Here is an 11,411-nt window from a genome sequence, read left to right as displayed (position 1 = left end):
GCTGCGCAGTCATCTTGCTGTCATTAGCTGGGTACGTACATAAATCCCTGCATAACTTACAAGAATCTGATATTTTTCGGCTGAGATTCTTGCCCGGTCTTGCAAGAAAGCTATTGCGTTTGTTTCTGTCTGCGCCGTTCAATTGGCGTTGGTTGATGACCCCTCGGGGCAACGTGTAGTGCAGCGACGCACCGGGCCAAGGGTTCCGTCCGTTTTTCAATCCCCGGTCTGTTTCGTCTCTCGCTGCCCTGCGCTGGCGGGAGGGGGCCCGGACATTTTCGGAACGCCATGTCGCTGATCCTGATCCTCGCTCTGCCGTTCGCCGGCAGCCTGTGCGCCGCGCTGCTGCCTTCCAACGCCCGCAACGCCGAGGCGTGGTTGGCTGGCCTCATCGCCCTCGCGTGCGTGGTTCTGATCGCGACGCTCTATCCGGACGTCGCCAACGGCGGCGTCATACGGGCCGACATGCCTTGGGCGCCCGCCCTGGGTCTGCAATTCACCCTGCGCATGGACGGCTACGCGTGGCTCTTTGCGCTGATCGTCTCCGGCATGGGCGCGCTGGTCGTGTTGTACGCGCGCTATTACATGTCGCCGGAAGACCCGGTCCCGCGCTTCTTTTCCTTCTTCCAGGCCTTCATGGGCGCCATGCTCGGCGTGGTGCTCTCGGGCAACCTGATCCAGCTGGTTCTATTCTGGGAAATGACCAGCCTGGCGTCGTTCATGCTGATCGCCTACTGGCACCACCGTCTGGACGCGCGCCGGGGCGCGCGCATGGCGCTGACGGTCACCGGGGCGGGCGGTCTCTGTCTGCTGGCCGGCGTGCTGATCCTGGGCCATATCGTCGGCAGCTATGACATGGACCGCGTCCTGGCGTCGGGCGACCTGGTCCGCGCCGACCCCTGGTATCCGGCCGTCCTGGTGCTGGTGGCGCTGGGCGCGCTGACCAAGAGCGCGCAATTCCCGTTCCATTTCTGGCTGCCCAACGCCATGGCCGCGCCCACGCCGGTGTCCGCCTATCTGCACTCGGCCACGATGGTCAAAGCAGGCGTTTTCCTGCTGGCGCGCTTCTGGCCCGTGCTGTCTGGCACCGACGAGTGGTTCTGGATCATCGGCGGGCTGGGTCTCATCACCCTGGTGCTGGGCGCCTACGCGGCCATCTTCCAGCAGGACATGAAGGGCGTGCTGGCGTATTCCACGATCAGCCATCTGGGCCTCATCACGCTGCTGCTGGGTCTGAACAGCACGTTGGCGCTGGTGGCCGCCATCTTCCACATGATCAACCACGCCACGTTCAAGGCGTCGCTCTTCATGGCGGCGGGCGTGGTCGACCACGAAACCGGCACGCGCGACCTGGGCCGGCTGTCCGGCCTGTATAAGGCAATGCCCATCACGGCCACGCTGGCGATGGTGGCCGCGGCTTCGATGGCGGGCGTGCCGCTGCTGAACGGTTTCCTGTCCAAGGAAATGTTCTTTGCGGAAACCACCTTCGTCAGTGCCGACCGCTACGTCCAGCTTGGCCTGCCGCTGCTCGCCACGATCGCCGGCGCATTCAGCGTCGCCTATTCGCTGCGTTTCATCCTGCAGGTGTTCTTCGGCCCCCCGGCCACCGACCTGCCGCGCGAGCCCCACGAGCCGCCGCGCTGGATGCTGTTGCCCAGCGCATTGCTTGTCATGATGTGCCTGTTGGTGGGCATCGTTCCCAGCCTGACCGTCGGCCCGTTCCTGGCCACTGCGGCGCAGAGCATCCTGGGCGAGAACATGCCCGACTACAGCCTGGCCGTCTGGCACGGTTTCAATCTTCCGCTGGCGATGAGCCTGGTCGCCACTACCGCAGGCGTGCTGCTGTACCTGGCCCTGCGCGCGCATCAGCGCGCCAATCCGGGCCGGGTGCCGTTCATCTACCGCCTTGACGGCCGCCGCACCTTCGAAGCGCTGCTCGATGGCTCCAGCGTCGCCGCCGCATGGCTGCTGCGCTGGGTGTCGTCCACGCGCCTGCAGGTCCAGATGGTGCTGATCCTGGTGGGCACGCTGTTCGTCGCGTGGCTGCCGCTGCGCGCCGGCGGCTGGCTGGACGGCGCCGTGCGCCTGACGCCGGTCGATCCGGTTTTCGCCTTGCTGTGGATCGTGGGCGGCACCTGCGCCCTGGCCGCCGCGTTCCAGGCCAAGTACCACCGCTTGGCCTCCCTGGCGCTGGCGGGCGGGGCAGGGCTGATCACCTGCCTGACCTTCGTCTGGTTCTCCGCGCCCGATCTGGCGCTGACGCAGCTGTCTGTCGAGGTCGTGACGCTGGTGCTGTTGTTGCTGGGCCTGCGCTGGCTGCCTCGCCGCATCGTGCAGGACGACGAGGAAAGCCTGAAAGCCACGCTGCAGGCACGCGGCCGCCGTCTGCGCGATCTGCTGCTGGCAGTCGCCGCCGGCACGGGCATGTCCGCGCTGGCCTATTCGGTGCTGGCGCGGCCGCAGACCAATCCCATTTCGTCCTATTTCGTGGATCGCGCGCTGCCTGACGGCGGCGGCACCAACGTCGTCAATGTTATCCTCGTGGACTTCCGCGGCTTCGATACGTTCGGCGAAATCACGGTGCTGGGCATCGTGGCGCTGACCGTCTACGCGCTGTTGCGCCGCTTCCGTCCAGCCGCCGAGAGCGCGGACATTCCGCGCCAGCAGATGGATCAGGACGGCGGCATCCCGGACGCGCCCGACATCAAGTCTCCGGTGCCCGCAGGCTCGATGATGGTGCCCGCGGTGCTGGTGCGCCTGCTGCTGCCGATCGCCGCGCTGATCTCCGTGTATTTCCTCTTGCGCGGCCACAACCAGCCCGGCGGCGGTTTCGTGGGCGGCCTCATCTTCGCCACCTCCGTCATCCTGCAATACATGGTGGGCGGGGTGTATTGGGTCGAATCCCGCAGCCGCCTGAATCCCCAGAACTGGATCGGCATCGGGCTGCTGTCCGCCGGCATTGCCGCCGTGAGCGCATGGCTGGCCTACAAGCCGTTCCTTGCCGCGCTGGCCTGGGACGTCGCGCTGCCGCTGATTGGTCACGTCCACGTGTCCAGCGTGCTGCTTTTTGATCTGGGCGTCTACATGCTGGTCGTCGGATCCACCGTGCTGGTGCTGGTGGCGCTTGCCCACCAATCGCTGCGCGCGCAACGCAAGGCCGCCGCCGAGCTCCAGGCGGCCGCCGTTCAAACAGGAGAAGCCTGATGGAATTGATATACGCTGCCGCAATCGGCGTGCTGGCGGGCTCGGGCGTGTGGCTGCTGCTGCGGCCCCGGACGTTCCAGTTCATCATGGGCCTGTCGCTGGTCTCCTACGCGGTGAACCTCTTCATCTTCGGCATGGGTCGGCTCACGTCCGGCAGGCCGCCGGTGGTGGATCCTTCCATGGCGCATGATCCTTCGTGGTATGCGGATCCGCTGCCGCAGGCGCTGGTGCTGACCGCCATCGTCATCGGCTTTGCCACCACCGCGTTGTTCCTGGTTGTGCTGCTCGCCTCGCGGGGCCTCACGGGTACCGACCACGTTGATGGACGGGAGTCCCAATCTTGAGTTTCTGGCTTCAACACCTTCCTGTCCTGCCCATCATCATTCCGCTGGTCGCGGGCGCAGCGATGCTGCTGTTCGCCGACACCAGCCGCTACGCGCGTGGCGGGGTCGCGCTTCTGTCGACGCTTGCCCAGTTGGCGGCCGCGATCGCCTTGCTGGTCGTGGCCGGCGGGGGCGTGCCCGGCGTCTGGGAAAACGGGGTAGGGGCCTACCTGGTGGGCGACTGGCCCGCGCCGTTCGGCATCGTACTGGTCGTCGACCGCCTGGCCGCCGTCATGCTGACGCTGACGGCCGTACTCGGTCTGGCCACGCTGGTCTACGCGCTGGCCCGCTGGGACCGCGCCGGCGTGCATTTCCATTCGCTGTTCCAGTTCCTGCTGATGGGCCTGAATGGGGCCTTCCTGACCGGCGACCTGTTCAACCTGTTCGTGTTCTTCGAAGTGCTGCTGGCGGCGTCCTACGGCCTGCTGCTGCACGGGTCCGGCGTGGCGCGCGTTAGCGCGGGCCTTCAGTACATCGCCGTGAACCTGGTGGCCTCGTTCCTGCTGCTGATCAGCATTGCGCTGATCTACGGCGTGACGGGCACGCTCAACATGGCGGACCTGGCCCTGCGCGCAGGCAATCTGGCAGGCGCCGAACGCATGCTGTTCGAGGCTGGCGCCGCCATCCTCGGCGTGGCCTTCCTGGTCAAGGCAGGGGCCTGGCCGCTCAACTTCTGGCTGGTCAAAGGGTATGGTTCGGCCGGTGCACCGATCGCGGCCATGTTCTCCATCATGACCAAGGTCGGCATCTACGCGCTGTTGCGCATCGGCTCGCTGCTGCTGCCGACCGGCGCGCCCGCCGCCTTCAGCCTGGACTGGATGTTTGCCGCCGGACTGGCCACGCTGCTGTTTGGCGCCCTGGGCCTGCTGGCGACCCAGCAGCTGGAAAAAATGGTCGGCTACTGCGTCATCGTGTCGGCCGGCACGTTGCTGACCGCGTTGGGCATGCCGGGCGTGACGCTCACGGGTCCCGCGCTCTTCTACCTGATCAGCTCGGTGCTGACCACGGGCGCGTTCTTCCTGCTGGCCGAACTGATCGAACGCACCCGCAGCTTCGGCGCGAACGTGCTGGCGGTCACGCTCGATGCCTTCGACCTGGACGACCCAACCTCTGTGAACCGTTCCGACGATGTCGTCGGCGTGGCGATTCCCGCGGCAATGGCGTTCCTGGGCCTGGCCTTCATTTCCTGCGCGTTGCTGGTGACCGGCCTGCCGCCACTGTCCGGCTTTGTCGCCAAGTTCTCGCTGTTGTCGGCAGCGGTGTCGGCCGCCACCGAGTCGGCGCCGCCGATGGACGCCTGGCTGCTCGTGGCCGCCGTGCTGGTGTCGGGCCTGGCGGGCCTGATCGGCCTGGGCCGCACCGGCATCCGTATCTTCTGGGCCAGCGACGACCGCAGCACGCCGCGCCTGCGCGTGATCGAGGCAGGCCCGGTCGCCGTGCTGGTGTTGCTGTGCGTGGGCCTGGCCGCCGGCGCGGGTCCCGTGTCGGCCTACCTGGACGACGCCGCCCGTTCGCTCGACCAGCCCGCGTCGTATATCGACGCCGTCATGTCCGCGCAGACCGTGCGCGGCGTCAGGGGAGGAAGCTGATGCGCCGCCTTTACTTCCTGATCCTGCCCACGTTGCTGTTTGCACTGTGGCTGCTCCTCAATGAAAGCGTGTCGCCGGGGCAGATCGCCCTGGGTATCGCGCTGGCGCTGTGGTTCACGTGGGCCGCCTCGCGCCTGCGCCCGCTGCATGCACGGCCGCGCCACCTGTGGAAGGTGATCCCGCTTTTCCTGCACGTGACGTGGGACATCATCAAGTCCAACATCGCGGTCGCGCGGCTGATCCTCAATCCGCGCCGCAATGAGTTCTCGCCGGGATTCATCCTGATCCCGCTCACCATGCGCGACCCGCATGGTCTGGCGATGCTGGCCTGCATCGTCACCTACACGCCCGGCACGGTCTGGGTGAGCCTGACTGAAGACCACGCGCTGAAACTGCATGTGCTCGATCTGCAAAACGAAGACGAGTGGATCGAACTGGTGCAGCAGCGCTACGAGCGCCCGTTGATGGAGATGTTCGAATGAATTCCGTACTGTATTGGGCGGCATCCTTTGCCTTGCTCTGCTTTGCGCTGGGCATGGTGTTCGCCACCATCCGCCTCTTGCGCGGCCCCACCGCCCAGGACCGCGTCCTGGCCCTGGATACGCTGTACATCAACGGCATGCTGACGATGCTGGTGTTCGGTATCCGGTCCGGCACGTCGGTGTACTTCGACATCGCGCTGCTGATCGCGCTGTTCGGCTTTGTGGGCTCTACCGCCATGGCGCGCTTTCTGTTGCGCGGTGAGGTCATCGAGCCATGATGGAAGTCGATATCCCCCTGTGGGCCGGTATCCCCGCCACCATTCTGCTGGTGCTGGGCGGACTGCTGGCCGTGACCGGCTCGGCCGGGTTGCTGCGTTTCCGCACCTTCCAGTCGCGCATCCATGCCCCCACGCTGGGCAACACGATGGGCTGCGCCTGCGTGCTGGCGTCTTCCATCCTGGTGTTCTCGGCGCTGTCTGCGCGCCCGGTGTTTCACGAGGTCATCATCACGCTGCTGCTGATTGTTTCGTCGCCTGTCACGGCCATGTTGCTGATGCGCGCAGCCACGTACCGCAACCGCCTCACCAAGGCGGAAGCGGACAAAGACGCGCGCTGATTTCGGGCCGTCCCTGTTTGCTGACGTTGAAACGTAACCTTACGAATTCACGTCGCTAGTTATGTCCCCCATCGCGCGGTCATGGGATAGTGAGGTCAGTTGGCGGCGCGGTTGATACCGCGCCGTCCGGGTTCAATCTCTTCATAAGGAGCTGACCATGAATACTGTTCCCATGCCTTCGAAGCGCCTTGCTGCCATTCTCTGCACCGCCGGCCTGATGCTCGCCGCTGGCGCGGTTCAAGCGCAATCTTCCGGCGCCTCGGCGCAGTCCAGCTATCAGCAGGACGTCGCCGCCTGCAAAAGCGGCAGGACCGGGCAAGCGCTGGATGCCTGCCTGCGCGAAGCCGGCGCGGCGCGCCAGGAGCGCAGCCGCCAGAATCTCCGCGAAGAAAGCCCCGAACAACTGCAGCAGAACATGGTGGCGCGCTGCAACCGTCTGCCCGAAACCCAGCGCCAGAATTGCGTCACGCAAATGACCGCGCCGGGTAACGTGCGCGGCAGCGTGCAGGGCGGCGGCGTGCTGCGCGAGACCGTGATCCAGGTGCCCGCAGGCACGGCCCCGGGCATGGCCCCCGCGCCGGGCATGGCCCCGGCTCCGGGCATGGCTCCCGCACCAGGCATGGCGCCCGCTCCCGGCACGGGAACGATGACCGCGCCGATCCGCCAGTAAGGCGTTGCTCCGAACCAGGGCGCATGACTCAAAGCGCATGAAGCGACGGTGAAGCAGGGCGCTGCGTGATGCACCGCGCTGCTCCTCAGGCGCAGCCGCTGCCGCATTCAGGCAAAATGGCGGCTGTCGCCTCTTTTCACGCATATTCATGTCCGACGTCATCGCCCTGATTTTCGATTTCGACGACACGCTGGCCTCGGACAGCACGTCCGGTTTCCTGGACAGCATCGGCGTGGACACGGCCTCGTTCTGGAAGGAAGAGGTCGATCCCCTGCTGTTTCAGCAGGACTGGGATCCCGTGCCGGCCTATCTCTATAAGATGATCGAACTGTCCCGGCAGGGACGGCACGGCCTCATCACGCAGCAGCGCCTGAAAGATTGGGGCGCGCGCCTGGATCTGCACGATGGCGTGGCCACGCTGTTCCAGCGTCTGCGCGCCGCGGTCCGGGCCGAGCACCCGCAGGTGCAGCTCGAGTTCTATCTCATCTCGAGCGGCATCGGCGACGTGGTGCGCTCAACGCCCATCGCGCATGAATTCACCGAAATCTGGGCGTCCGAATTCGTCTATGGTGAGGACGGCGGCATCGCGTTTCCGCGGCGCGTCGTCAGCTTTACCGACAAGACTCGCTACCTGTTCCACATCCAGAAGGGCATCATCGGCCGCGAATTCCGCAACAAGCCGTTCGAGGTCAACCGCAAGGTGCCCGAGGACCGGCTGCGCATCCCGTTCGACCAGATGGTCTTCGTGGGCGACGGGTACACCGACATTCCGTGCTTTTCGCTGATCCGCCGTGCCGGCGGCTTTGCCTTTGGGGTCTGGGATCCCAAGCATCGCGACAAGCGCAGCCGCGCCTGGGGCTTCATCGAAGAAGGGCGCGTGTCCAACCTGAACCAGGCCCGCTACGACGAAGAGGCCGAGTTGTATCAATGGCTCGAAGAAGCGGTCACCAGCCTGGCGGGCCGCATCGCGCTGAAATCGCGGGTGTACCGTGGCTGAGTTGGCCCCGATGGACGCAGTGCCGCGCTGGACCGAGCAGGACGCGCGTTTCATGACCCTGGCCCTGGAACAGGCTCAGGCCGCCTACGACATCGACGAGGTGCCGGTGGGCGCGCTGGTCGTGTCGGCCCAGGGCGACATCCTGGGGCGGGGCTACAACCGCACCATCATCGACCACGATCCCACGGCGCACGCCGAGATCGTCGCCCTGCGCGGCGCCGCACGCCAGCTTGAGAACTACCGGCTGCCCGGCATCACCGTCTACGTCACGCTGGAACCGTGCGTGATGTGCATCGGCGCCATGCTGCATGCGCGCCTTGCGCGCGTGGTGTTCGGCGCATACGACCCCAAGACCGGGGCCTGCGGCAGCGTGCTGGACGTCGGGTCCGTGCCCAAGCTCAACCATCACACTTCAGTCACCGGCGGCGTGCTGGCCGAACCCTGCGGCGACCTGCTGCGCCGGTTCTTCCGCGAACGCCGCGCCAAGGAATCCATCGCATGAGTACCCCCAAAGCCGCCAAGTCCGCTGCCAAGCCCGCCGCCAAGGCGCGCCGCGCCAAGGCCGCAACCACCCCGGCGCACGATCACCCGCACGATCACGGCCCGGACTGCGGCGACGCATGCGGTCACGACCACGATCATGGCCACGACCACGCGCACCATCACGGTCCCCAGCCGGACGCCCGCGGCATCTACCTGATTTCCCCGTCGTCCGCCGTGCGCGACCCCGCCACCGTGACGCTGGCGCTTGAACGGCTGGCGCAACAGGGCTTCAAGACCGCGCTGGACCGCACGGCGCTGGCCGAGCATCAACGGTTCGCCGGGACGGACGCCCAGCGCCTGGCCAGCCTGACCCGCGCCACGAAGCAGAAGCTGCCGATCGTCATGGTGACGCGTGGCGGCTACGGGCTGGGCCGGTTGCTGCACGCCATCGACTGGAAGGCCATGGCCGACAGCGGCAAGCGCTTTGTCGGCATGAGCGATTTCACGGCGTTCAATCTGGCGCTGCTGGCGCAGACCGGCGCGGTCAGCTACACGGGCGCCACCGCGGTCCAGGATTTCGGCGGCAAAAAGGTCGATGACCTGACCGAAGCGCTGTTCGGCGAAGTGATGCGCGGCGAGCTGGAGATCCTCAGCTTCGAAACCCAGGACGCCGACCCGGTCGACGCGCGCGGCATCCTGTGGGGCGGCAACCTTGCGATGCTGACCTCGCTGCTGGGCACGCCGTACATGCCGAAGATTCGCGGCGGCATCCTGTTCCTGGAAGACGTGGCCGAGCATCCGTACCGCGTCGAGCGCATGCTGATCCAGCTTTGGCAGGCCGGCATCCTGGCTCGCCAGAAGGCCATCGTCCTGGGCCGTTTCACCGAATACAAGCTGGCGCCGCACGACAAGGGGTACGATCTGCACGAGGTCGTGGCCTGGCTGCGCAAGACGGTCAAGGTGCCGGTCATTACCGGTCTGCCGTACGGCCATGTCGCCACCAAAGCCACCTTGCCCATCGGCCAGAAGGTCGGCATCGCCACCGAAAAGGGCCTCGCGCATCTGGTGCTGGACGAGCATCACCACTGATCCCCGGTCTGGCGGTCCGGCGGTCTGGCGCTCCGGGGGGCGGGCGGTCCGGCGCTCCAGCAGCGCCGCTCTCGCCAATATAAATAAGGGCCGCAGCCCGTTTGCTACACTAGCAGGTTTTCCCGCATGCGCTTTCGGGCGCCTTCAAACGTAGATACACCGTGATATCCACCGCCAATCTCACCATCCAGTTCGGTCCCAAGCCCCTTTTCGAGAACGTCAGCGTCAAGTTCGGGGAAGGCAACCGGTACGGGCTGATCGGGGCCAATGGGTCCGGCAAGTCTACGTTCATGAAGATCATCGGCGGCGACCTGGAACCCTCCGGCGGCAACGTCGCGCTTGAACCCGGCGTGCGCCTGGGCAAGCTGCGCCAGGACCAGTTCGCGTTTGAAGACGTGCGCGTGCTGGACGTCGTGATGATGGGCCACACCGAAATGTGGGACGCCATGTCCGAGCGTGACGCGATCTACGCCAACCCGGAGGCGACCGAAGACGATTACATGCGCGCGGCCGATCTGGAAGCCAAGTTCGCGGAATACGACGGCTACACCGCCGAAGCCCGCGCGGGCGAGCTGCTGCTGGGCCTGGAAATCGCGGTCGACCAGCACAACCTGCCGATGCGCGGAGTCGCGCCGGGCTGGAAGCTGCGCGTGCTGCTGGCGCAGGCGCTGTTCTCGAACCCCGACGTGCTGCTGCTGGACGAACCCACCAACAACCTGGACATCAACACGATCCGTTGGCTGGAAAACGTGCTCAACGGCTATCAGAGCACGATGATCATCATCAGCCACGATCGTCACTTCCTGAACCAGGTGTGCACGCACATGGCTGACGTGGATTACGGTGAAATCCGCATCTACGCCGGCAATTACGACGACTACATGCTGGCTTCCACCCAGGCCCGCGAGCGCCTGGTGGCCAACAACGCCAAGGCCAAGGAACGCGTCGCCGAACTGCAGGACTTTGTCCGCCGTTTCGCGGCCAACAAGTCCAAGTCACGTCAGGCCACCTCGCGCCTGAAGCAGATCGACCGCATCAAGGCCGACCAGGTCGTGGTCAAACCCTCGTCGCGCCAGAACCCGTACATCCGGTTCGAGCAAAGCAAGGTCATGCACCGCCTGGCCGTCACTGTCGAAAACCTGACCAAGGCCTACGACGCGCCCGTCATCACCAAGTTCTCGGCCATGGTCGACGCCGGCGAAAAGATCGCCATCATCGGCGCCAACGGCGTCGGCAAGACCACGCTGCTGCGCCTCCTGGCGCAGGACCTGCAACCCGATTCGGGCACGGTGAAGTGGTCGGACAACGCCGACCTCGGCTACATGGCGCAGGACGTGTCCGACCAGTTCCAGCAAACCGACATCAATCTGCTGGACTGGATGGGCGACCACCGCCAGCCGGGCGACGACGACCAGTCGATCCGTTCGGTGCTGGGCCGCCTGCTGTTCTCGGCTGACGACCTGCCCAAGGCCCCCAAGGTGCTGTCCGGCGGCGAAAAGAACCGCATGACCTTCGGCCGCCTGATGCTGGGCCGGCACAACGTGATGCTGCTCGACGAGCCCACCAACCACCTGGACATGGAATCGATCGAGTCGCTGCAGTTCGCGCTGGAAAAGTACGAAGGCACGCTGGTGTTCGTGTCGCATGACCGTGAATTCGTGTCCGGCCTGGCCACGCGCGTGATCGAGATCCTGCCCACCGGCGAAATCGTCGACTACCGCGGCGGCTACGAAGACTACCTGTCCTCGCGCGGCATCGAGGCCTGATTCCGCGGCGGGTCATGAAGCGGCGCACGGGTTCGTGCGCCGCTTTCTCATTTGCGCCACGGCCGCGCGCCATGTAGTCCGCCGGGCCGCGATGGCCACCTGTTCAGCCGGGCGCAATCTGCGCTGCGCTAT

Annotated in this window: 11 protein-coding genes; all 11 read left to right on the top strand. The window is 65.8% G+C overall.

Features of this window, described 5'->3' with window-relative positions; translation table 11 throughout:
• The first annotated feature begins 288 nt into the window (after positions 1-288).
• The 11 genes from AC6CIE_RS07240 (at position 289) to AC6CIE_RS07190 (ending at position 11,279) form a co-directional block, all read left to right on the top strand.
• On the top strand, positions 289-3,204 hold the full coding sequence (locus AC6CIE_RS07240; RefSeq protein WP_175136642.1) for a monovalent cation/H+ antiporter subunit A: 2,916 nt from the start codon (positions 289-291) through the stop codon (positions 3,202-3,204).
• On the top strand, positions 3,204-3,548 hold the full coding sequence (locus AC6CIE_RS07235) for a Na+/H+ antiporter subunit C (protein WP_175121730.1): 345 nt from the start codon (positions 3,204-3,206) through the stop codon (positions 3,546-3,548). The genes AC6CIE_RS07240 and AC6CIE_RS07235 overlap by 1 nt, the downstream gene beginning before the upstream one ends.
• Entirely contained in the window at positions 3,545-5,176 is a 1,632-nt protein-coding gene (locus AC6CIE_RS07230; RefSeq protein ID WP_498091805.1) for a monovalent cation/H+ antiporter subunit D, read from the top strand. Before AC6CIE_RS07235 ends, AC6CIE_RS07230 begins: the two co-directional genes overlap by 4 nt.
• Positions 5,176-5,658: a Na+/H+ antiporter subunit E gene (locus AC6CIE_RS07225; protein ID WP_175121728.1), complete on the top strand. Its 483-nt coding sequence runs from the start codon at positions 5,176-5,178 to the stop codon at positions 5,656-5,658. The genes AC6CIE_RS07230 and AC6CIE_RS07225 overlap by 1 nt, the downstream gene beginning before the upstream one ends.
• Positions 5,655-5,936: a K+/H+ antiporter subunit F gene (locus tag AC6CIE_RS07220; protein WP_056317324.1), complete on the top strand. Its 282-nt coding sequence runs from the start codon at positions 5,655-5,657 to the stop codon at positions 5,934-5,936. The genes AC6CIE_RS07225 and AC6CIE_RS07220 overlap by 4 nt, the downstream gene beginning before the upstream one ends.
• Positions 5,933-6,274, top strand: coding sequence for a monovalent cation/H(+) antiporter subunit G (mnhG, locus tag AC6CIE_RS07215; RefSeq protein ID WP_175121727.1), 342 nt, complete (start codon positions 5,933-5,935; stop codon positions 6,272-6,274). Before AC6CIE_RS07220 ends, mnhG begins: the two co-directional genes overlap by 4 nt.
• A 157-nt stretch (positions 6,275-6,431) precedes the next feature.
• A complete protein-coding gene (locus AC6CIE_RS07210; protein WP_254594272.1) occupies positions 6,432-6,944 on the top strand; it encodes a hypothetical protein in 513 nt (170 codons plus the stop codon).
• Between the two features lie 148 nt (positions 6,945-7,092).
• Positions 7,093-7,941, top strand: a complete 849-nt coding sequence (locus tag AC6CIE_RS07205; protein ID WP_175121726.1) for a haloacid dehalogenase-like hydrolase — start codon at positions 7,093-7,095, stop codon at positions 7,939-7,941.
• A 10-nt stretch (positions 7,942-7,951) separates the two neighbouring features.
• Positions 7,952-8,443: a tRNA adenosine(34) deaminase TadA gene (gene tadA, locus AC6CIE_RS07200; protein WP_498092114.1), complete on the top strand. Its 492-nt coding sequence runs from the start codon at positions 7,952-7,954 to the stop codon at positions 8,441-8,443.
• The gene (locus tag AC6CIE_RS07195; RefSeq protein ID WP_481144681.1) at positions 8,440-9,513 is read left to right on the top strand and encodes an LD-carboxypeptidase; all 1,074 of its coding nucleotides are present in this window, start codon (positions 8,440-8,442) and stop codon (positions 9,511-9,513) included. The genes tadA and AC6CIE_RS07195 overlap by 4 nt, the downstream gene beginning before the upstream one ends.
• 161 nt (positions 9,514-9,674) lie before the next feature.
• The gene (locus AC6CIE_RS07190; RefSeq protein ID WP_498091803.1) at positions 9,675-11,279 is read left to right on the top strand and encodes an ABC-F family ATPase; all 1,605 of its coding nucleotides are present in this window, start codon (positions 9,675-9,677) and stop codon (positions 11,277-11,279) included.
• Positions 11,280-11,411: the final 132 nt, after the last annotated feature.

Source organism: Achromobacter sp. GQ309 (assembly GCF_059759315.1).
This window is presented reverse-complemented; position numbering and strand designations above follow the sequence as displayed.

Bases quoted from the DNA above. Each gene is read 5' to 3' on its own strand.
- mnhG (WP_175121727.1), top strand. From the start codon at position 5,933: ATGATGGAAGTCGATATCCCCCTGTGGGCCGGTATCCCCGCCACCATT.
- AC6CIE_RS07220 (WP_056317324.1), top strand. From the start codon at position 5,655: ATGAATTCCGTACTGTATTGGGCGGCATCCTTTGCCTTGCTCTGCTTT.
- tadA (WP_498092114.1), top strand. From the start codon at position 7,952: ATGGACGCAGTGCCGCGCTGGACCGAGCAGGACGCGCGTTTCATGACC.
- AC6CIE_RS07240 (WP_175136642.1), top strand. From the start codon at position 289: ATGTCGCTGATCCTGATCCTCGCTCTGCCGTTCGCCGGCAGCCTGTGC.
- AC6CIE_RS07210 (WP_254594272.1), top strand. From the start codon at position 6,432: ATGAATACTGTTCCCATGCCTTCGAAGCGCCTTGCTGCCATTCTCTGC.
- AC6CIE_RS07195 (WP_481144681.1), top strand. From the start codon at position 8,440: ATGAGTACCCCCAAAGCCGCCAAGTCCGCTGCCAAGCCCGCCGCCAAG.
- AC6CIE_RS07205 (WP_175121726.1), top strand. From the start codon at position 7,093: ATGTCCGACGTCATCGCCCTGATTTTCGATTTCGACGACACGCTGGCC.
- AC6CIE_RS07225 (WP_175121728.1), top strand. From the start codon at position 5,176: ATGCGCCGCCTTTACTTCCTGATCCTGCCCACGTTGCTGTTTGCACTG.
- AC6CIE_RS07235 (WP_175121730.1), top strand. From the start codon at position 3,204: ATGGAATTGATATACGCTGCCGCAATCGGCGTGCTGGCGGGCTCGGGC.